Here is a 21,526-nt window from a genome sequence, read left to right as displayed (position 1 = left end):
TGAGGCGTTTCTCGCACGGCGAGTTGGAAGTCGAATTCGAGCCTCCACGGGAAATGTTGCCAGTCTAACTACGCAGCATTTGTTATGTATCTTGCATTACGAGAGCGATATTACTTGGCGTGCTAGCGACTCTTGCCGGTTGCCGGAACGAGCACTCTTCCTCCAAAACGCCGTCCTTTACGAAAACCGACCGGGTTTAGCTCGTTGTCGCCAGGATAGACGCCACCGGTGGTCTGCGTGTCGTCGTGCACCGGCACCCCGACGTTTAAGATGAGTCGTGTTCCGTGGGACGTTTCCAGCATGAACGGGGCATGGGCTTTCGGTTCGATGACTTCTTTCTCTTGATCGAAGTGCAACAGCAAGTCGTCGACCGGATGGGACTGTTGGGCAAGGCCTTCCCAGTTGACCTTGGCGGGGATGTTGTTCCAATACCCGCGGCTCAATTCCCAGGCCTTCCCACCAAGCAGCTTGATGGCGAAAACTCCCTCGGCATCGCCTGGCGGTTGATAGACGGTGCCCATCAAGTCGTAGCCTTCCTCCGTTGCCCAGGCCACGATTTCCTCTTCGTGCGAAGCGGGGTCTTCAAGCTTCTTCCACTTCTCGGGCAAAGGAGATCGACGACCGGTATCGAGGTCTTCGAAGACAAAGGTCAACTTATTGGTCGGTTCCTGGTAAGCCGCCAGCGTGTGGTTAACAAAGCTGCCGAGCTGTGGATCAACCGCGTAAAACTGCGATGCTTGAGGTTCCGGTTCCAACGCTGGTAGTGGCAATAACTCGATCTGCACGGTCGACGGATCAGCGGTGAACTCATTCGCGTGAGCTTTCCACCAGGCCGCCCAGCGGTTCCCGCTCTTCTGATACAGATCTCGTTTCAACTGCCGCTGCCGACTGGTTCCCCCATCGAAGACCCCGTACAACGTCTCTTCGTCAAACTTCTGACCGGTAAGCTTCTGAAGTGCTCCGAAGACTTCGCGAACGGGACGACCCAGTCCGTAGCGATTGTCTTCATTCTTTTCGTCCAGATCATGTTGTTGCATGAACTTCGTCAGTGTGGGGTCGGTCGCTCGCAGACCCATGTCGGAACTGGGGCCGCGGAGCGTCCGAGGAATGTTTTCGATGAGTACCGGAATGGCCTGCGGGTCACCAATCGCTCGCAAGGCGAAGGCACAACAGCTTTGCATCAACCCACTTTCGGAGGTCGAAAGTTCGTTGCTCAATTCCGGGATCGCGTCGGGGCCGAGCTCGACGATCTGCTGGATGATCTTGGCCCAGCGATCCGTATAGACGTCAGGACCTTTGCTTACTTCTTCCAACCGATCCAGAAGCTTGCCTGTGGGCGTTTCTGATCGTAGACGGCTTGGTAAGAAGGTCTGATTCGACGTGCTTGGGGCGAGCGTTTCGCCAGCATCTTCCCGCTCGGCTCGGTGGCGAAGATAACGCGCCAGACGATCGTCGGCATCTTCCGCCATGGAGGGTGGTGTTTCGTCGAGATGGATATCCTGCGTCACCTCGGCACCCGGCGGAACATGAACGTAAGCTCGCGTTCCGCTATTCGTCATCGAATAGACGTAGTTGCCGCCAGGGGCGACGCGCAAGCGATAGGTTCCATCTTTATTGACACGGGCCGACGTCACCGCGGCACCGGTCTTGGGCCGGGCCGGTCCGTAGTGGGCGATAAAAATCGGACGGCCGCTTTCCGCGTCCGTTCCGTTAGATAGCTGTTCGCCAGACTGATAGACCTTGCCGACGATAAACCCGCCCGTCACCAGGTGAATGTCGGCGTTCTTCAAGGTCTGCCCAGGGATGGCTGCCTGATTCTTAACCGCGATAGGAACACGTTCGTCCATGGAAGACCAGATGTTGTAATGATCTTTCGTCATTCGCAACTGATACCGGCCATCGGCGTCGGTCGTGGTTTCAAACGTGCGGTCGCGAGCGATCCCCTGGGCCATGATCGGAGCTCCGGCCACTGGTTTACCGGTCACGTCGTCGATGACCGAGCCTTCCACAATCGCAGCCTTTGTTAGCGTGACGTTGACTTCGTCGGGAATGCGACTTGCGAGGGCGGTTGTCAACGGATAGTCCGGGTGGGAAACGTAGAAATTCATTCCGGTCGTCATCATGCCGACGCCAGTCTTCTTGTCGAACGTAGCCGTATCTTCCGGATTCCAACGACGAAGATCAGATATCTCGTAACGACCATTGGCATCGGTCACGGCGGTCCAGACTCCCGGAATCGGCTCCAGGCCGCAACTGGTCACATAAACGGTCGCACCTGGGATCACGGTCCCTTTGTCGTTGCTGACAAATCCGGTCAGCTTCACTGGATGCTTGGCCAGAACAAGGTCTCGTTCTTCCGACTTTGCGTTTGTTGGCCCAACACGTTTGCCCGCGGAGGCATGTTCCGCCAACGCGGCGACGAGCATCAAATCTCCTTGGGGTGTCGCGGCTGTCTCGACATCGGCAAACTCGAACCGCCCTTCTTCGTCGCTGACCGTTTTGGCGAGGGGCGTCGTTGTGCGGAAGTCAGAAGCAATCCGCAACACTTGAATGGTTACCCCTGGCAGAGGATCGCCGCGATCGTCGAGGCACTTGCCATGAAGCCGTATTGATTGCAGCGGCGGCGCGACGGCTTGAGGCAATGCGGCTGCAATGGGCGTTGTTGGCTGCGGCTTCTTCGTTACGGGTTGTTCGTCGGCCTGAACGCCTCCGATCAGATAGAGGCTTCCGCCCAATAGAGCCAGCATCACCAGGCAAAAGCGAACGCTGAACTGGGTTACCTTGTTTCGATTGGGATGAATCATACCGCGAATCCTTTGCGTCATTGTCCAACGGAAGCCAATCATGTTGAGCACCGGTGCTGGCGTGTTCCACGGCGAGGCGGTCGATGCGAGATGAAAGAGGGTCTCGGCATACTGGATCGGTTCGGCCTGATTCAGCACGTAGTTATCACAGATCTCTTCCCGTGACCGCGAGATCTGTAGACCAAGCAGATGGACCAGCGGATGCCACCACCAGACCAGCGTTGCCACGCGCTGCAGAAAACTACCAAGTCCATCACGTCGAACCACGTGGGCGAACTCGTGAATGAGCACATCGCGCAGGGCTTCCGTTTGATCGGCTTGAAGCAGATTCGCTGGAACGTAGACGGTCGAGCGGAACATACCGACAACAAATGGCATCGTCAGTTGGCTGACCACTACCGATGGCGGTTGAGTCAGGCCGACTGCAATTGCGGCTTGTTGGGTTACTGATTCGAGACGGGATCGCTCTTCCTCGGTCAACTGATGCACACCAGCACGCTGGATCAATCTGCGAATCATCAAGCTTCGCAGGAACCAGACCATGCCCGAGAGCGTAGCACCCAACAGCCAAATCGCCGACAGCATGCCCGCTACATTCCAATTCGATGGCGACGTACCCGCAGTCTTGCTTCTTGGTGGCGTGTTGAGCGTCTCCGGCATCGTCGACGGAGAGGATGCGGGGACCGGAGGTTCCGATTCGATTACATGCTCGGGCAACGGTAGATCGAGGGGCGCCTGCCGATCGATGGTGATCTCTTGAAACGATTCTGCGACTGGCGTTGGTTCAGCGATCCTTGGAATCTGAACGACAACCTTCGCTGGCGCCGCTGGTGCCTTCGTCTCCGCCCGCCAACTGGAGACCGGTAACAACAACGTGAACAGCGGAGCCGCGAGAAGTAGCAACAAACCGGTCATGCCCATGCTGAAGCGACGGGCCGGATGGTGCGGCTGAAAGGCAATTAAGAGTGACGTCACAAGGCAGATGAGACTGACCTGGGCGATCGAAAGGATGGCGAACTCGGTCCAGTTGGATGGAATCATTTCTTCTTCCTCTGCGAGTCGAGTAACGAACGAATTTGCGCGGCTTCCGATTTAGAAAGCTCGCCTCCGTTGAGTAGCGTTAGAAGTAATCCTTCTGTTGAGCCATCAAAGACCATCTTCACGAAACGCCGGACGCTGCTTTCCTGCGTCTCTTCACGACCGACGGTTGGCAGATAGCGGAAGCCACTTTCCTCTTCCTGATGTGTCAGCCAACCTTTTTCTTCCAGGCGAACCATCTGGGTTTGCACCGTATTGCGCGAAACGCCCCGCCGCTCTTTCAGAACGTGCCACGCCTCGCTGACCGTGCTCGACTCGCGATCCCAGATCAGGTTCATAATTTCCCATTGCGTTTCCGACAGCGTCGGAAGCTTGTTGACACCATTCATCGCATAAGATCCATCGATCAGTAATGTGAGCACTGCCTAGCCATAGTTAATCTGCCTACAGCTGTAGGTTACGGGTGCCTACAAATGTAGTCAATGGAAATGTTGGCAAATTTAGGGACGTATGCGGGAAAGATTCCCAGAATGATTCCAGCCTGACGAACTCGCCATTTTCGGCGATTCCTATTCCTGAACAGGTTTTGTCAAAGCTTCTCACGCGGAATCCGAACAACTTTTTGTTCACCAATCTGGGACAAGCCTGGTTGGGTGGCGTCTTAAAGGTAAAAAGCTCGGAGTGCTCGAACTTGTCACCGCCACAGCCATCCAATCCCCAGGACGGAACCGACGTCGCTCGATTGAGTCGACTGTTGGACAGGCATGCGGGGGCACTGATGCTGTATGCCCGGCAACTTTGTGGTGATCCGGAAGATGTCGTGCAGCTGGCATTCATTAAGCTCGCTTCGTTAGAAGTGTGGCCCGAAGATTCGCGAGCGTGGCTCTACCGGGTCGTTCGTAACGAAGCCGTCAGTCAGCGGCGAAGCGAGCAGAGGCGTCGCGAACGCGAACAGGCAATCGCCCAGCATCGCAAGTCGTGGTTCGTCTCGGAACCTGGGACACAAATCGATGCGGGGCGCGCGGTCGAATCGCTGGCCCAGCTAGAACAACAGCAGCGCGAGATCGTCGTCGCGCGGATTTGGGGCGGTTTGTCGTTTCGCGAGATTGGCGAGCTGATCGGTGTTTCGCAAAGCACCGCGCATCGCGAATATCAAAATGCAATCTTCCTTCTTCAAAGCGAGTTGAATGAGCCATGTCCTCCTCCTTCCCAGAGCCTGAACTCCCACCGGAATCGATGACACCCTTCGAGGCCGAACTAAAATCGATGGTGCCGTCGCTGGGACACTTTCAACGTGACGAGGTTCTGTTTGCCAGCGGCGAGCAGGCTGCAAAGCGTCGCCAACGTCGGACCTTGCGCGTTTGGCAAGGTCTTTGCTGCGGACTACTGGTTGGATTGATCGTGCAAAGCGTCAACCCACGCTCGGAAGAGCCAGACGCGCTCGGACCCACGATGATCGCGGCACCAACGGACGTCACCCCGTTGGCTCCAGGACCTTTGGAACCACCTCGCCCGATCGAGCCGTTGCTCGACGAAGAGAACCGTCACGTGGCAATCGACGAAATGGCGAAGCCCACCGGCGAGTTGGCGATGGGAGATGTGATTACGAACTTGTTTGAATCGATGCACAATTCCAACGAGTTATCGGCACAGCCTGGGTTGCGCTCGGGGTCGTTGCTTCGCGACGTTGAAGTCGAACCGCAGTTTATTCCGCGGGCAAGCCAACCAAACAGCTTGCCCGTGTTTCCGATGCTTGAATCGAGGAGGATTCGATGATGCGCGGTTGGTGCCTGGCAGGTTCGCTACTCAGCTTGCTGTTACTGTCCTCGGCTGGTGCTGATATTGTCGAGACAGAAATTCAGGTAGATGGTACCCGAGGTGAACGCTACGAAATTACACTTCATGCTGTGGCACCGAAGCCGCCAGTCCTTGAAGTGTCGCTTCTGCCTCCTCTGGCCGAGAAACAGCCTGGAAACGCGGCCCCACTTTACTATCGCGCCATCTTGTCGGCTAGTCAGAAATTCCAGCAGATGAAGGACCCTCAAGGCTTCTGGGAGGATTGGGAGTCCTGGATGAAGATGCCGCTGGATGAGATCCCCGTCGACAAGTTGGAAGAGCGGCTCGAACCTTTCCAGGAAGCACTTCGCGAAACCGCGATGGCTGCGCGACGTTCGACCTGTGAGTGGGACTTTCCACTTCGGGAATCGAAGACCGATATCATGCAGATCTACCTGAACGAGGTTCAAGAATGCCGCAGCCTGGCGCGGCTGTTGATGCTTCGCATTCGTGGAAATCTGGCGGCTGGCAAACGGGCCGAAGCGATCGCGGATCTGCAAACCGGCTATGCCCTCGCGCAAAACGTGGGTGGTCGTGGCTTCTTTGTGAATCACCTGGTCGGTCTGGCGATCGCGCAGCAGATGCACCGGGCAACCCTCGAACTGATGGCACTACCAGATAGCCCGAATATCTATTGGTCGCTAACCATGCTTCCCACTCCGTTGATCGACGCGAAGCACGCGCTCGATACCGAGATGAACCTGCTGCGAAGCATGTTCCCTGAGATTTATCATGCCCGTGACTCGAAAGAAAACTTCAGCCGCAGCTATTGGGACGAGCAGCTCCGAAGCCTGGTGAATCGGTGGATCGCACAGCAACCGAAGCCAGATGGAAAGCCTTCCGGTGGAAACAACTTGCTGCAAAGCCTCGCGTATCAAGGGATGGCGTTGAGCCAGGCCCCACGCATCAAAAAGGAACTGGTAAGCGAGATGGGCTATACGCAGAAGGTAGTCGATGCGATGCCCGACAGTCGCGCTGTGCTGCTACATGCGGCGATTAAATGCGATCAGATTCGGGACGAAGTGTTCGCCCCGTTTGGTTTGCCTTATTACCAGGCGGCGAAGTTTTATGAGCAGTCCAAGCAGCATCAGCGAACGGACGGCTTCTTTGCCCCAGAGTCGCTGGTTACTTCCTGGATTGGAAGCAGCAAGTACGTACACATTGCCATCGCACGGAACGACCAGTGGATCGAAGCCCTGCGGTTCATTGAGTCGCTACGAGACTATGCCGCCGCCGAAGGTGTATTTCCGGCAAGACTCGACGAACTGAGCGGGTTGCCCGCGCCGAATTCGTCGTACACGGGTAAGCCATTCGAATATGAACGGGATGAAAAGGATCCGACCATCGCGATGTTCTCGATGGGGCAAGCCGGATACTGCTACGAATTCGTGCTAAAGCTGGCACCTTCCAAACCTCAGGCGTCCAAGGAGTAGACGATGATTCGATACAGTTTAGGCGGGACAATGTTGGGGTGGTTGCTGCTGGTATCAGCTGCCTCGGCCCAGCAAGACCTTGTGAAGAAGTATGTGCCAGAAGACGCAGGCCTGGTGATGGTCTGCCGACCTTCGTCCATGATCGACAGTGAAGCCTTGGCAAAGGTGCCCTGGGGGCGACTCGATACGACAGTTGAGTCGGGACTCGGCGAGAAACTAAGCAATGTCGCCTCAATGGTGATGTACGCAGGTCCAGTCGAAGCGGACGGATTTCCACGTTTTGGCGGTGTGATTCAACTCAAGCAGGCGGTACCCATTGCCAAGATGTTTCCGCGGCTACAGGAGATCCAGTCGCTAGAGCTATTGGAGAATGAGAATCAGCAATACCTATCAGGCAAACTGCCCGGAGGATCGCGGTGGGAGGTGCGTTTGCTGGATGAGACGACGCTGGTACTTGGAAGCTCGAAGGTCGTTGCCGAATTTCTCGACGAAAAGCCCAATGTTCCCAACCCAAGGATTGTGGAACTGATCTCGGACGACTCCAATCTGGCGATGCAAACGCTGCTGTGGATGCCTGGCCTTCGACGAGTACTGGTGCCGCTGGCGGAAGATCCACGCATGACGAAAGTTATTCCCGGCATCGCCGATTTTCCCGAGAGCTTGGAGTGGGCACGTTTCCAGTTGGTAGCGGCGCCTCGGCCTTCGCTCAACTTAACACTTCAAGCAGTCGACGCGAATGGCGCCACGGAGTTGAAGGAGCTTGTTGACCAGTTCACCGCCGCTGCGAAACTGAGTCTGGCCATGAATGGTGGAACGCTGCCGGAGAAGTATTTGGAATCGATCCAACAAATCAACTCAAAGCAAGACGGGTTGCAGATCGTGCTGGCGACCTCGCCCGAGGACAAAGTGATTGGTGAAATGTTAGCTCAGGGAATAAGCCAATTTGCCGCCCAGGCAACCGAGAAGGCTTCCTTTGAAACCCGGCGAGCCGCGGCGACGAAAAACCTGAGGAAGATGATGCTGGCGTTTCATACGCTTGCCGCTAGCGAAGAGCAAAAGTTCCCGCCTCAGGCAACTCGCGACGCTGATGACAAACCACTTTTGTCGTGGCGTGTACACGTGCTGCCATTCATCGGCCAGCAGCAACTGTACGATCAGTTTCATCTGGACGAACCGTGGGATAGCCCCCACAACGTCAAGCTCGCCGAGAAGATGCCAGAGTTGTTTACGATCCCTGGCGACGAAGACCTGGCCGCTGATGGGAAGACACGATTCCAAGTCCCGTTGGGGAAAGGCATGCCAGGCGAGAACCTGGGAAAGCTTGGCTTTATCGATCTGACCGATGGAACATCGAACACGATTGCGATCGTCGAAGCCCCTCGCTCGAAGGCAGTTGTCTGGACCAGCCCGGAGGATCTATCGGTCAAGTTGGACGATCCAATGAAGTCGCTGATCGATCCCGAAGAGCCCGGCTTCTGCTACAGTCGCTTCGATGGAAGTGCTGGCTTCTTTCCTGCCGACGGGAACGTTGTCAAGATTCAGACCATGCTGACCCACCAAGGAGGCGAAGTCGTTCCGCAGTAACAGGCGAATATGCAGAAACACCTCGAGAGCATCCCCGGGTCGCTCTCGAGGTAAACGCTGTTTGTCAACTTATTCGCCGCTGGCTGGTGGACGAGCTAGAACCCAGGTCGCGGGGATTTCTCCCAGGAAGTCAGGAGCGTTCGGTCCTTCGGTGATTTGCAAGGTCAGCTTGTCACCTTCAAGCTGATAGGTGCCTGAGAACGCTCGCTCCCCCTTCCATTGCGAGTAGGGATTGCCTAAATCGACCCAGGTATCTGGCTTGGGCGGCTGCGATGGGGAAACACGAATATTGGTAGCGAAATGCAACGTGTTGGGTTCACCGTAGACTCCCTCAGCTATTACCAACGTTCCATTCAATTGATGCCGGGTACCATTGTCGCGATTATCGCGAATCAGTTGGAAGCGATCCCCGTCCAGCTTCAAGCGAATTCCTCCCATGCCAAGCTGGCCCAAAGTTTCTGGCTGGATCCATTGACCGCGGAGTCTCTCAAGCGATGGCGAGATGGCGTTCAGGGAATTAGCGGTTGCCGGTTGGACGTATGACGCACCTTCAGCGGCAAAACCGTTCCACACATCATTCGGAAATCGCTGCTGACTTAGCGAAGGAGCGGGAACGATCGACGAACCGGGATGACGGGCTGTTGAAGTTGTCGCGGCCCGTTCCAGATGCAACGTCGGTGGTAGCTCGATGCAGAAGGAATCGTCCACAAAGACTTTTTCAATGGATAGCGTGAAGCGGTCTCCATCAGGCTGAACCTTGGCGGTAAACAGCTTCTCTTCGGTCCCGATGATGCCAGGGACGTTCGTGGGGATATGCCCTGGCGCCACGTTGGCCTGGGCGTCTGGTTTAAAACGCTGGAACGTCAATTGTGGCTGGCTGTTGTTAATCGGCTGGGCGACTTGAAGGGTGCCCTTCAGTCGGGTCGTTTGGCCAGTGCTTGCATCAACGCGGACCCACGTGTATCGATCGCGAGTGAGGTTGAAGGTGTACTTGGTGTCGTTCTCTTTACCATTGTCGGGTGTGGTCACATCCCAGTTCCCTTGCAGGGACAATACATCTGCCAATGGATGCTTAGGCAATTCCGTGTTACCGGATGTTCCGCCTGCGCGTTGGAACGTATAGCGAACGTTCCCCCATAACCCAACGAACCCAGGAGCCACGGCGAAGTGTGGCACCAGGTGAAGTTGCTCATCGGCGAACTCCACCTGTCCATTCAACACTCCCGTGCTGCGGTTCGAGTTTGCGATCGGCTGCAGAAGCTCAATCATGTGAAAACGATCGTCGCCCACCTTAAATACGGGTTCTTTGGAGACCCGTACGGTTCCGGTGACCGTCTTGTAAGCGGAAGTTCCCTCGTCACCGCTCAATACAAACTGACGTCCATTAATTTGAAGCTGCATTCCTTGAAGGGCCCACGTGCCTTGAAGCTGACGTTCGACAGGAGTCAACTCAAGCTTCCCAACGACGCCAGTGGTCCGAAGGTTTGTCGAGGGTTGGGGGCTGTTGGACGAAACATTCTTTTTCGGTGTCGATCGATCGTGCAGTTGGGCGGTCAGCGTATGCCCGTCGATCGTCACGCTGACTTGGGAATGGTGCGTTTCCTGCGGATTGATATCCGAGAGGTTCACGCCCACTTTGATCTTCTGTTGAGGCTTGATCAGTTCGAACTTGTGGATCAGCACATTCTTCGAGGGGACGTCGGCGGGAACCGTATGATCGAGGATGTTGAGTTTGGGATCGATCTCGAATTGAACCTTTACATCCCGCAGCGGTTGATCGCTGACGTTGGTAATCATCGCGCAGTGAAAGCTGGAAAGTCGAGGATCATAGGCCGCGTCGAATAGCTCGAACTTAATATGCTTCTCCAGCCATTGTCGATCTTCGGGCGAAGCATCGTAGGTCTGGTTGCCGGTAGCCTCGTCCTTTCGCGATTCCAACAACAGTGTCGGCGTGTCGATCTTTGATACCGGTCCACTTCGCTTAAACTCGAAGGTGGCTGGCAGATCACCAGGAATAAACGCAACCGAAGGCTCGCTTGGCTTGTCGAGCGCCTTGGTAAGCGTCACGGAAAGGCGATCCCCATCCAAACGATACGTCCCCGAAACCTGGTGTGCCGGGTTGAGAGTTTCGACACTTCTGTCAAAGTCGAGCTTCGCTGCGTGAAACTCGATGACATCTTCACCATGCGTCAGGCTGAGAATCCCTGAGGCGATTTGCGGCTGTGGATGCTCTCCGGCCGTCGGGGTCCATTCCATGAGATAGCGGCGATTGAAAATCAGCAATCGGTCGATCTTCGCCGAAGGAGTTTCGTGATTGGGATCGGCCACCGGGACCCAGGTTCCCGAAAGTTCCGCGTAGGGATCGGTCGTCGGTGGAGTCGGCATAACACTGGCCAAGGCCTGCTGCCTCGAGGTGGTTCCGAAGGGACTTGCCCCGGGCGTGTACTGCGTAAACTTCCAGGTTAGCGGGTAGGTCTCATTCGCGATGCCCGGCAAGTTCTTCACGTCGGAAATCTGAAGCAGCAAGAGCGAACTACCGAAGGAATACGTTCCCGAGAACGAGCCATCGGTAATCGGCTCCCATTCCAGTTCTCCGTCGAGCTTGGGGAAACGATTGGAAGGAGTGAAGGCGATCGTCGAGGCATTCGCATCGATCTCGTACTTGCCCAACAGGCGTAACGTTCGCCGTTCGGTTTGATTCGGGGCAGCGATGATGCGAAGCTCGAAGTGTCCGCCGTTCATCATCAGGATGAGAATATCACCACGACGATTCCCAGAAGCGATTTCGCCGTTCCACTGTCCCGAGACAAGGCTGCTCGGAAGATTCATCACCGGCAGAGGCCATTGCGGGGGAGTCGTCCCGTAAACCGCGTTGGCAGGCACCTGGGCGATAGGAGGTTGCATTAAGATGTCGGTGTAAACATCAAGTTGCCATCCGACTGGCTGCGAGCCTTTCGAGATCTCTGGCAGTTTCTGAACGTTGTGGAACTTGATCTTCAGGCTGTTGTTCTCTTGCTGGTAAGTTCCTTCGAGCCGTGCTCCGTCGACGCTCGACCACGTTGGGGAACCGTTCGCCCCTGGGATACGTTTTATCGATTTGAAGGAAATGGTCGCACTCGGTTCGTCGATCTCGTAGTCGCCCATCAGATTGGCGCTCGGGGCGCCAGGAATCCGGCTGGGGTCCATCATCACCAATGTGAAGGTGCCATCTTTCAACGTCAGCGACACCACACGCTCAGGCTTCTCGCCAGAATCGGCGTGACCTTGCCAGTTGCCATACAGCGGAAAGGCGGCTCGCAAAGGGTTCACGGGAGGGTAGAAGGCAGGTGCGGAACTTGCCGAGTTGGTCTGCCACTGAAAGTTGGTGTTGGGAGTGTATAGGCCCGCGGCAGGAGTGGCTGGCTGGTAGGTCCCAGTTGCCGGTGCCCAGCGGTTGTCGTCCGCTGACAAAGTAGTCGCTGGACCGACATAAGCGGGAGGCTGAACGTTATAATGAGAAGGTGTCGCAGGCGAGGTGGCTTGATCGGGTTGGAAGCCGCCGACTGCCGCCCCCATCCTCTGTGCGGGTGCCGTCGCATTAGGGACACTGAATCGTGCACCAGCAGTTGCTTGAGGTGCGCGAGCTGTGGTTCCAGATGCCTGGGGCGGCGTCGATCCATATCCATGATTGGAAGAAGATGACGGTACGCTGAATCGAGCGTTGGGAGCAGCCTGTGCTGGCTGAGGTTTTGCGTTCGTTGCCCCGAACTGTGCTGGGTCGCTAGCGATTCCTATGTTGCGAAATAGATGGCGGTTTTCATCCGTGACGCGGACTCCTTCCACTTTCTCGACGATCCGGACGATCTTCTCATCGCCGCGAGTCAACGTGACCTCGCCATCTTCGAGCGTGAACCCGTCCACCTTGCCTTCAATTTCCAGTTCGTACTTACCGGCGGCCAGGCGAACGTTGTTTTCTCCTTTGGCTACCGTCAGCCGGCGGTAGGTTTCGTCTCCCTTTTTAATTCGCACGGCAACATCTTCGGCGAAGCTCTCGATGGTGAGCGTTCCCTTGTCGGTCTCGAGCGTGATCAAGATTCCGGCCAGCATCAGGGCGAACGCTCCGAATCCGGCGGCAACCCAGCGTGTGATGCGTGAGTTTCCATTGCCGAAGTTAGTCGGCTTCGGTTCCGCGGGGCGTGGTACACGGGTCGGATCTTGTAGATGGGCCAGCCATTGTCCGAGAAGCGATTCGACTTCCAGCGCCGTGCCATAGCGATCTTCAGGATCGCGCGAAAGCAGTTTGCGGACGATTTGATCCAGCCAGTCCGGAATGTCTGGGTTGTGTTCGGTTAGCGGCCGGGGGGAAGCCGTGTTGATGCGTGTCAGGACACCCATCGTGGTGTCGGCGCGGAACGGCGAATGCCCAGTGCACATGAAGTAGAGCACGCTACCGAGGCTGAACAAGTCGCTTCGCCCGTCAAGGCTTTCGCCGCGTGCTTGCTCTGGCGACATGTACTGCGGCGTGCCGACCAGCGTGCCACTTTGCGTCATGCTGGCATCGTCGGCGGCGCGAGCCAGACCGAAGTCGGTGATCACGACCCGTTCGACCCCGTGGTTCAGCAAAATGTTGGCTGGCTTCACGTCGCGATGGATCAGCCCTTGAGCATGGGCCGCTGCCAGTCCTGAAGCGACTTGCTTGCCGATTCGAAGGACTTCGCGAACTTCCAGGGGGCCATTCTTACGAACGCGGCTTTCAAGCGAACGCCCTTCCAGCACCGGCATAACCAAGTAAGGCAGACCGTTTTCTTCGTCCACGGTTTGAATCGGCACGACATGTTCGTGAACGACCGCCGCAGCCGACTTGGCCTCGCGAGAGAACCGTTTCCGAGCCGCCGCGCTGGCTGCCAGTTCGGGCGATAGCACTTTGATCGCAGAGTGCCGATCGAGTGACGGATCGTAGCCTCGCATGACGATCCCTGTTCCGCCCCGTCCCAGGACTTCCAGAATCTCGTACCGGCCGAAACGACCCAGGGAATCGGGATGATCGCTCGGTGTCAGGAAGCCGACCCAGATGTTCGAGGAAGCTTGTGGCTTCTCCATCGCTCGGGTCGGATCGCTACCGGCGTCTGTTTGCAGGTAACCACGGACCTCGTCCAGTGGCATCCCGGCATCGGCGACAACTTCCAGTTGCGACTGACACGTCGGGCACTGTTCGACATGCTGGGTAACCTTGTGCTGCTCTTCCGGAGCAAGCCGATCTTGAAGCAAACGTTCAAAGACGGCGTCGTCGTAATGAGACCGGGCAACCATGGGACTATCCTTTTGGCGAGATCGATGTGTCGTCCATTTGTTGGGCATAATGTTTCAGCTTGGCCAGGACTCGACACCGAGCGACCCGCACACTGCCAGGCGGTTTCCCTAAGGCAGCTGCGACCTGATCGATCGATTCTCCTTCAACCCCCGTTCGCCAGAATGCCTGCCAGTTCTCTTCGGAGAAGTGAGACCGCGCTTGTTGCGCGGCCCAGGCAAACAGTTCGCGGCGATATTCCAGATCGAACTGGGTGGCAGCTTCGCTCTCTTCGGCAGCGTGCTCGTGAAGCATCTGCAGCAAGCGTGTGTCGCCGCTCCCCCGTGGTTCTTTCTGGCGGGTCAGAAAATTGATCATCAGATTGCGGGCGATTCGGAAGAGCCAACCCCGAAAGGTGCCGGTTTCGGCATCGGGGTCAAAGCGATGGATCGCTGTTTGAACCGTCGTAAAGACATCCTGCGTCAGATCTTGCGCATCGGCGTGCTGCAATCCCTTACGGCGGGCGAGTCGATAGACGAGCGGTTCATAGATCGTTACAAACTCTTGCCATGCCGTATGTTGCGACACGTCTTGAATCTGAACGAGCAGCGATCTTCGCGTTTCCGGTCCTTGCACAAGCTTCCTCCTGCCCGTGTACACACACGACGCCCACGATTGTTACGTCGGCGGAGGAAATTTTAGCGAGATTTTCCGGTTGTCGCCTCTAAGAGAAGTTTGCGGGCGACAAAACTTGCTATCAAACCGGGTGGGCAGATCCCTTCCGATGGCCTGCCTAAGGACGAGCGACCAGCGGATTTTGCGTAGTGAAATAGATCCGGTCCAGGTCGAAGTATTCGCCAGGGTCGGCGAAGCTCCCCGCCGTCTGCAGATGGATGGCATTGCCGTTGCGATGCCGCCGCAAGCGACCGGCCGAGCCGACCGACACGAAGTCCCCCGATTCCCCGTCGCGAAGGAAGATGCGGTACTCGCCCCCAAATTCTCCTTCGTCGGGGTTGCCCTCAATCTTGTCGATCTGCAGGACCAGTGTCATAGGGCCAGGGTGGTTGCTGGGAAGCTCGATCCCTTCGATCGCGGTGCTTCCATTGCCGAATGCCTTTCCGCTGAGGCGAACGCGATCGGCTGAGATTCGTTCCAGTTCGACACCAGCCGTGTGCAAAGCGTTCTCAGGCTGAGAACTCAGGCCGAAACGGAAACGCTCGTTGCTTTCCGAACCGGTCAGATTCCAACCGGTGATTTCTGCTACCAGCCAGCCGCGTGGGGTGAATTCTGGATGGCTGGCACTCGATCGGACGCGAACCGGAGGCGAAAGCGTCGCATATCTTGTGGCCGCTCTGGAGTCGTTCCGACCGATTCGCAATGAGCCGTTGTGCGTGCGGCAATCGGTCAAGCCGCCACTCCATTTCAGCGCGGTAACGACATCGGTCGTCGAGCCGAGACGCGTTCCATTCTTTTCACCAAAGGGAAAGTCGATCAGGTTCTGACCTGTGGGTGCTTCGGTTGGCAAATTGGCTGGCGGAGGGAAGTCGCTTGCCAGCCGGGTAACGGTCGCCAGCGCCAATTCGCTTGCCTGATCGTGCTGTTGACGGAGGACTTCGGCTGTCGGGGGTGATTTACGCCAAGCCTTGGTCAGAGCAGCGATGCGTGCAATTGATTGCTGTTCGACTTGCTTCAGGGAGGAAGTGACCTGATCCAGTTTGTTCGCTTGAAGTTCGGTTCCACTGGAATCGTAAAACGCCTGACGAAGATTCATCGCGGCCAGGCAAAGGGAACTCTTTCCGGGGCCATTGCCAGCGGTCGCAACGCCCCCCTGGGCTGCCCAGCAAGGAATCGCGATCGAGAACATCGGTTCGCCCAAGATCGACCACATGGTGACCAGCCGAGGATCTTCGCCTGGGGCGACCCCTTGAAAGACCGCCGCAGCAACGGTGCTATTGCGATTCAAAGTCGAGCCGGTAATCCATTGGCGATTTTTCGGGTTGGCATCAGAATCGATTTCGTTGAACGCGCTGGCATGGCATCCCTCGACGTCCCGGCAAACCTGCTGCAGCAGAAACGCCATATCAAGCGTCCCAGCCTGGTGGGCACTTAGGCAAAGCTCGTGGGCTCGTCGATAGCGTTTGCCGGAATACATATCTTCAATCGGCTGCGGGGCATCGTCGGGAAGATGTTGCCGCGCGGTTTCGCTGAAGTTCGACCGCACGATGAAACCTTGCGGGGCGACGTTGGGATCGTTGGTGTCGAAGGCCTGATAGGTGGTCGGACCCACTTCAAATAGCATCGCTCCCCCATGGGCATCGATGACTCCGAAATTTCCGCGCGTCATGCGACCGGTTGCATTCGTCCGGTCGAGCAGTGCTTGAAAGTCGGCGACCGTTTCGCAGCTTTCCAGGGCCAGTGTAATCAGGTCGCCGTTGGTGGGACCGTTGGCGGCTTTGCCTTCCAGGTCACGGCTGGTCGAGTTCTCGATGCAGAAGCCGGCCGTATTGCTGCCCATCCGCATCCGACGGGTTGCCTCGGCGTTGGCAATACCGACGAAGGCATACTGCCCGCGATCGGAATAGACGATCTCATTCTGCGGTTGCCAGAAGTCACGATTCTTCCACAGCAGAGGACGCCCATCCGGCGTCGCTTTGCCAGAGACAATCACGGTCGTGCATGCCTCGGCCGAAACTGCGAAGGCACCAGCCACCAACACCAAGCCAATAAACCAGCGAACAACAATCACAGGCAGGACCAAATCTAGGAGGGATCTTCAGGAAGGAAAACGTTTCAGGCCAAGGTCGAGTCGAGGGTCACACCGCATCCCAAACCTTGCGGCGGATGGATGGTTCCGAGTTCGACTTTCACCCCATTGGCAGGCTGGCGAGCCAACAGCACGGCGCCATCGAGATCGACAAAGTCCAGCAGCGGGGCAAGCTGCGCCGCCGCACTGATGGCGACTTCCGACTCGATCATGCAACCGGTCATCGTCAGCAAACCACGCGACTTGGCCTCGGCTAACATTCGGAAGGCAGGCGTCAGCCCGCCACACTTACATAACTTGATATTAATCCCATGAAACAATCCGTCACACTGCCGGACGTCTTCTTCTTTCTGACAACTTTCGTCTGCCACGATCGGGAGGGCACTTTCTTCGAAAACTTCCCGTTTGGCGGCAATCGGGGCATCCGCTGGGAGGGGTTGTTCGATGAACTCGACCCCCAGTTTGGCCAGTTCGACCGAGTTGCGGATCGTTTCCTCGACCGTCCAGGCACAATTCGCGTCAACGCGCAGGATCGCGTCGCTGTTCTGACGAAGGGCCTGCATGATCTTCAAATCGTTGGGCGTTCCGAGCTTGACCTTGATGATCGGCCAGCCGGCGTAGCCTTCCAGTTCGCGAACCATCGCTTCAATCGAGGCAATCGAAACGGTCACGCTCGACGAAGGAACGTTCGTCCACGAGAGCCCCTGACGGGCGAAGACCGATGTTTGATGCAACTTGCCGTACAGATCATGGGCGGCCTGATCGAGAGCGGACAGGGCAAAGAAGTCGTCCGACAATCGAGGCTGAGCCCAGGACCAAAGGGCCTCCGGCGTGGTGAACTCGTAACCGGCCAGATCGTCAGCGATGCCTTCCAGCGAACGGCTGATCGATTCGGCGGAGTGCCCGTAATAGCTGCTGCGCGGAGCCTCGCCAAGCCCCGACTCCCCGTCGTGGTGAAGTTCGACGATGACGGTCTCTTGGGTCGACATTGATCCACGCGAGATCGTGAACACGTTCCGCAGCGGCATTTCAAAGCGATGCAGTTCTAGTTGCATGTCCCCACCTTCTTTTCCAACGCCAACACTGCGTCGGCCAGAATGCCGGGACCATCGCGATAAACATCGCACACGGGCAATCCCAGTTCGGCAGCTACCTTCTGCTTCTCGACTTCGGCCTCCTCAGCGGAGATCCGGCGACCATTCATCGAAACGCCGATCACCTCGGCGGGAAAGCGCGAAGAAGCCATCGCTTCGTACAACGTCTTTAGTTCCGAAAGCGACTTCAGCGGAACATGATCGAGCCCTTTGGTATTGGTCCGGGTCGCTTCGTAGCACAGGATCAAACCGTGCGGGGCACAGCCATGCAGCAGCCCCAGAGTGACCGCCGAGTAAGCCGGATGGACGATGCTCCCCTGCCCTTCGACCAGTAGAATGTCGTGCTCTTGATGCGCTTGTACGAGGCGTTCGATCGAGCCGTTCACGAAGTCCGAGACGACTGAGTCGATCGGAATTCCCTGACCGGCGATCATGATGCCTGTCTGCCCGGTCGCCAGGAATTCGGCGTCGTGCTGGCGTTTTACGAGCTCGCGCTGGACTTCCAGTGCCGTGAACATCTTACCGACCGAACAGTCGTGACCAACTGTATGAATACGCAGACATCCCTCGCGAAACGTAGCATGCTTGGCCGTCTCACGGAGATCGTTTCGCCGAACGTCGATCAGGCGAGCCCCCGATTGTTCGGCGATCGAGCGGAGCTGCGGATCTTCAATCAAGTGGTCGTGCAGTCCGGAAACGACATCGATGCCACGTTGAACGGCGTCGTGAATGGCCGCCTTCATCTGCGGCGGCAAGCGACCGCCAGCGGGTGATATGCCAATGAACAATGCGTCGGGAGCTTCGACGTCGCTAAGCGAAGCGACCACTGGAGTTTCGCCACCATGTCCCAAGGCCTGCTGAGTTGTCTGGCCAGCGGTTTCGGAATCGAGGATCGCAATCACATCCGATCCACGAAAGCGAAGCAGCCCGATTGCCGTCTTGGCCGAGAATGGCGTGGTGTGCCCTTCGGTAAGAACGACGATACGGCGATAGTCGGAAAGCATAACCTCGGTACGACGTGCGGCTGGGGCAACGGTGGCCGAGGAACACGAGATGTCGTTGGTGGTGCTCATAATCTTCGAGCGTAATCCTGAAACTGAAGGAAAGGTGCGTTAGGGATGATTGGGTTTGGCTGTTGGTTACTCACCTTCCGGCATGTCTCGAGGGCCATCGGGGCCAGGCATGCGGAAATGAAACTGATGCGATCCCCCGGCCGTGATCTGGGCGATCTGGCCGGTGTCGCCATAAATACAGATTTCGCCGGATCGACTGCGGACGTTGCCATCGACTCCGCCGCTGCTATCGGCGACGATCACACGATAACGCCCGGGAGGCAAAGCCTCGCCTGACTCGGTCGCCAGATGAAAGGTGCCGTCGGTTTGAATCTGTCCGGTGGCGCTGGGATGCGATGGATTGGACGGATCGGGCTCGAATCGTACGGTTCCTTCTTTCAAAGGAGTCTTCCCGCAATAGATGACACCTTGAACGAGTTGGCTATCGTCCGACGCTTGACTATCACCTCCGCAGCCGGCGAAGGCCAGACTGCAAGCGGCGGTGAGTCCGATGATCGATCGAATCGTGAGACTGTGAATTCTTTGCATTGCGTTCATGCCCCCATAAGAACGAAACAAATCAGCAAACCTGGCAAGACTTGCTGCCGGCTATTTTGCAAACAATGAGCCTAGGTTGTTGAAGCCTTTGATCTCGATGGCATTGCCCGACGGATCGAAGAAGAACATGGTTCCCTGTTCGCCGGGTTCGCCTGCAAAGCGAATGTAAGGTGCGATCTCGAACTTGATGTCCTTCCCTTTGAGCGTTTCGGCCAGTTCGGTCCATCGCTCCATCGTCAGCACTACACCGAAGTGCGGGACCGGCACGCCGTGACCGTCGACTTCGTTGTAGTGAATCCCATGCCCCGACATCTTTTCGTTCAAGTGAACCACAAACTGATGACCGAAGAAGTTGAAGTCGACCCAGGTAGCAGCACTGCGACCTTCCGGGCAACCGAGAAGGTCGCCATAGAACGCTCGAGCGGCTGCGATGTCATGGACCGGCACGGCCAGGTGAAACGGTGGCAGTGGTGAACCTTCCGTAGGGGATTGACCTTCAGCGGACGAGTTTGGGTCGCTGGTGGAAATTGTCATGGTTTTACTCCTGGGTGTTGACGTCGATGGTCTTGGCAACCGATGCTGAGCCCGTTATGCAAGAAGCGTACCGGACGACAAAAGTTCACCCGGTCTCTTGGGAACAGAAGCGAACATGGCCAAAACCTCTCGGCAGAAAATCTTGTTTATCGACGACATCCCTGCGCTATGCGAAGAGATGGTCGATACCCTGCGTGGCGAGCACTTGGACGCAGAATCGAACCTGAGTCCGCTCGATGCGATTCCCAAAGTCGTGCAGGGTGACTACGACCTGGTGATTACCGGGCTGGTGATCGCCGAACTGGGCGGCTTCGACATCATTCGCCGCATCCGGGGTGCTGGCTGTCGGGTTCCCATTATCATGGTCACCGGCTTCGGTACTGAGCAATCGGCCATCGAGGCGGCCCGGCTCGGCGTGGCAGATTACCTGACCAAACCGATCGAACGAAAAGAACTGGTCGCACGGGTCCGGCGGGTCCTGATCGAGCACGCGCCAGCCGTCCCGGAACGACCGAAGTCGTTGGCACGCATGATCTCCGGCGATGCGAAGATGAACGCCATCTTCGAGAAAGTGAAGACCATCGCCCCGACGGAAAGCCGGGTCCTGATCCTGGGTGAGACAGGCTGCGGTAAGCAGCTTTTAGCGCATGCGATTCACCAGCAATCGAAGCGTTCGAAAGAGCCCTACGTCGAAGTCAACTGCGCGGCGATCCCCGCGAACCTGCTGGAAAGCGAACTGTTTGGCCACGAGGAAGGCGCATTCACCGGGGCCTCAAAACGGCGTGTCGGTCGATTTGAAACGGCTGGCAATGGGACGATATTTCTCGACGAAATCGGCGAACTGAGCTTCGATTTGCAGTCGAAGCTGTTGCACGTTCTTGACAGCGGCAAGTTCACGCGGGTTGGAGGAAGCAACGACCTGAAAAGTCACGCGCGGCTTGTATCGGCGACCAATCGTGACCTCTCGAAAGAAGTCGCCCAGGGACGTTTTCGAGCAGACTTATACTATCGGTTGAACGTGATTTCGATCGAGCTTCCTCCGCTGCGGGAACGCCCGGGCGACATCGGGATCCTTGCCCAGCACTTCATGAATCAATTTGTGACGGACGGTCGTCAGCCACCGACGTTTACGGCGTCGGCCGTCGACATGATGAAGGTCTATCCGTGGCCTGGGAACGTCCGTGAACTGCAGAACTTCGCGGAACAACTGGCCGTGCTGCACCAGGGGCCGCGGATCGAAGTCACTGATTTGCCTTCACGCATTGTGCAACATGCGCTGGGTGTTCCTCATGCTTCGCCTACCGAATCGGCGGAACGGATTCCGTTTCGTAAGGCGAAAGATCAGTTCGAAAAGGAGTACCTGTTGAAGGTCATTCAAGACGCCAATGGCAATCTGGCCGAAGGTGCCCGGCTGGCAGATATGGACCGGGGGCAGTTCTATCGCCTGGCCAAACGGCATGGTCTGACGACGAATTCCGATCTCTAAATCGGCGTCGAAAATCTGCGGAAACTTTCTTCCGCGTTGTCGCCTGATGCCCAATTCGAAAGCAGCTGTTGACCAAA

14 protein-coding genes are annotated in these 21,526 nt (G+C 56.9%); 5 read left to right on the top strand and 9 right to left on the bottom strand.

The features are described 5' to 3' along the window. Positions 1–122 precede the first annotated feature (122 nt). Positions 123–3,845, bottom strand: coding sequence for a carboxypeptidase regulatory-like domain-containing protein (locus AB1L30_RS13195; RefSeq protein ID WP_367013885.1), 3,723 nt, complete (start codon positions 3,843–3,845; stop codon positions 123–125). After that, on the bottom strand, positions 3,842–4,231 hold the full coding sequence (locus AB1L30_RS13190) for a BlaI/MecI/CopY family transcriptional regulator (protein WP_367013884.1): 390 nt from the start codon (positions 4,229–4,231) through the stop codon (positions 3,842–3,844). The genes AB1L30_RS13195 and AB1L30_RS13190 overlap by 4 nt, the downstream gene beginning before the upstream one ends. 302 nt (positions 4,232–4,533) lie before the next feature. On the opposite strand from AB1L30_RS13190, the gene AB1L30_RS13185 reads away from it, so the two are divergent. From AB1L30_RS13185 to AB1L30_RS13170, 4 genes are read left to right on the top strand one after another with little or no spacing between them, the layout of a single operon-like run. After that, positions 4,534–5,082, top strand: a complete 549-nt coding sequence (locus tag AB1L30_RS13185) for an RNA polymerase sigma factor (protein ID WP_367013883.1) — start codon at positions 4,534–4,536, stop codon at positions 5,080–5,082. Beyond that, the gene (locus AB1L30_RS13180; protein WP_367013882.1) at positions 5,079–5,618 is read left to right on the top strand and encodes a hypothetical protein; all 540 of its coding nucleotides are present in this window, start codon (positions 5,079–5,081) and stop codon (positions 5,616–5,618) included. The genes AB1L30_RS13185 and AB1L30_RS13180 overlap by 4 nt, the downstream gene beginning before the upstream one ends. Next, positions 5,615–7,111, top strand: a complete 1,497-nt coding sequence (locus tag AB1L30_RS13175; RefSeq protein ID WP_367013881.1) for a hypothetical protein — start codon at positions 5,615–5,617, stop codon at positions 7,109–7,111. The genes AB1L30_RS13180 and AB1L30_RS13175 overlap by 4 nt, the downstream gene beginning before the upstream one ends. A gap of 3 nt (positions 7,112–7,114) precedes the next feature. Continuing rightward, positions 7,115–8,695: a DUF1559 domain-containing protein gene (locus tag AB1L30_RS13170; RefSeq protein WP_367013880.1), complete on the top strand. Its 1,581-nt coding sequence runs from the start codon at positions 7,115–7,117 to the stop codon at positions 8,693–8,695. A gap of 69 nt (positions 8,696–8,764) precedes the next feature. Here AB1L30_RS13170 and AB1L30_RS13165 read toward each other — a convergent pair whose 3' ends face one another. From AB1L30_RS13165 to AB1L30_RS13135, 7 genes are all read right to left on the bottom strand, one after another. Further along, positions 8,765–13,984 (bottom strand): protein kinase, encoded by a 5,220-nt coding sequence (locus AB1L30_RS13165; RefSeq protein WP_367013879.1) that lies wholly within the window; start codon positions 13,982–13,984, stop codon positions 8,765–8,767. Positions 13,985–13,988: 4 nt separating this feature from the next. Next, positions 13,989–14,597 (bottom strand): sigma-70 family RNA polymerase sigma factor, encoded by a 609-nt coding sequence (locus AB1L30_RS13160; protein ID WP_345084868.1) that lies wholly within the window; start codon positions 14,595–14,597, stop codon positions 13,989–13,991. 157 nt (positions 14,598–14,754) lie between these two features. Continuing rightward, positions 14,755–16,707, bottom strand: a complete 1,953-nt coding sequence (locus tag AB1L30_RS13155) for a carcinine hydrolase/isopenicillin-N N-acyltransferase family protein (RefSeq protein ID WP_367013878.1) — start codon at positions 16,705–16,707, stop codon at positions 14,755–14,757. Positions 16,708–16,751: 44 nt separating this feature from the next. Next, the gene (locus AB1L30_RS13150; protein WP_367013877.1) at positions 16,752–17,780 is read right to left on the bottom strand and encodes a dipeptide epimerase; all 1,029 of its coding nucleotides are present in this window, start codon (positions 17,778–17,780) and stop codon (positions 16,752–16,754) included. Further along, positions 17,771–18,892 (bottom strand): DUF1611 domain-containing protein, encoded by a 1,122-nt coding sequence (locus AB1L30_RS13145; protein ID WP_367013876.1) that lies wholly within the window; start codon positions 18,890–18,892, stop codon positions 17,771–17,773. The genes AB1L30_RS13150 and AB1L30_RS13145 overlap by 10 nt, the downstream gene beginning before the upstream one ends. A 66-nt stretch (positions 18,893–18,958) precedes the next feature. Continuing rightward, complete coding sequence (locus AB1L30_RS13140) at positions 18,959–19,420, bottom strand: hypothetical protein (RefSeq protein ID WP_367013875.1); 462 nt, start codon at positions 19,418–19,420, stop codon at positions 18,959–18,961. A 60-nt stretch (positions 19,421–19,480) separates the two neighbouring features. Continuing rightward, a complete protein-coding gene (locus AB1L30_RS13135) occupies positions 19,481–19,963 on the bottom strand; it encodes a VOC family protein (protein WP_367013874.1) in 483 nt (160 codons plus the stop codon). Positions 19,964–20,078: 115 nt separating this feature from the next. Between AB1L30_RS13135 and AB1L30_RS13130 the strand changes: the two genes are divergently transcribed. Beyond that, positions 20,079–21,449, top strand: a complete 1,371-nt coding sequence (locus AB1L30_RS13130; protein WP_367013873.1) for a sigma-54 dependent transcriptional regulator — start codon at positions 20,079–20,081, stop codon at positions 21,447–21,449. Positions 21,450–21,526 lie beyond the last annotated feature (77 nt).

The sequence above is a fragment of the Bremerella sp. JC817 genome (assembly GCF_040718835.1).
Lineage (GTDB): Bacteria > Planctomycetota > Planctomycetia > Pirellulales > Pirellulaceae > Bremerella.
This window is presented reverse-complemented; position numbering and strand designations above follow the sequence as displayed.

Bases quoted from the DNA above. Each gene is read 5' to 3' on its own strand.
- AB1L30_RS13195 (WP_367013885.1), bottom strand. From the start codon at position 3,845: ATGATTCCATCCAACTGGACCGAGTTCGCCATCCTTTCGATCGCCCAG.
- AB1L30_RS13190 (WP_367013884.1), bottom strand. From the start codon at position 4,231: ATGAATGGTGTCAACAAGCTTCCGACGCTGTCGGAAACGCAATGGGAA.
- AB1L30_RS13180 (WP_367013882.1), top strand. From the start codon at position 5,079: ATGACACCCTTCGAGGCCGAACTAAAATCGATGGTGCCGTCGCTGGGA.
- AB1L30_RS13175 (WP_367013881.1), top strand. From the start codon at position 5,615: ATGATGCGCGGTTGGTGCCTGGCAGGTTCGCTACTCAGCTTGCTGTTA.
- AB1L30_RS13170 (WP_367013880.1), top strand. From the start codon at position 7,115: ATGATTCGATACAGTTTAGGCGGGACAATGTTGGGGTGGTTGCTGCTG.
- AB1L30_RS13165 (WP_367013879.1), bottom strand. From the start codon at position 13,984: ATGGTTGCCCGGTCTCATTACGACGACGCCGTCTTTGAACGTTTGCTT.
- AB1L30_RS13150 (WP_367013877.1), bottom strand. From the start codon at position 17,780: ATGCAACTAGAACTGCATCGCTTTGAAATGCCGCTGCGGAACGTGTTC.
- AB1L30_RS13145 (WP_367013876.1), bottom strand. From the start codon at position 18,892: ATGAGCACCACCAACGACATCTCGTGTTCCTCGGCCACCGTTGCCCCA.
- AB1L30_RS13140 (WP_367013875.1), bottom strand. From the start codon at position 19,420: ATGCAAAGAATTCACAGTCTCACGATTCGATCGATCATCGGACTCACC.
- AB1L30_RS13135 (WP_367013874.1), bottom strand. From the start codon at position 19,963: ATGACAATTTCCACCAGCGACCCAAACTCGTCCGCTGAAGGTCAATCC.
- AB1L30_RS13130 (WP_367013873.1), top strand. From the start codon at position 20,079: ATGGCCAAAACCTCTCGGCAGAAAATCTTGTTTATCGACGACATCCCT.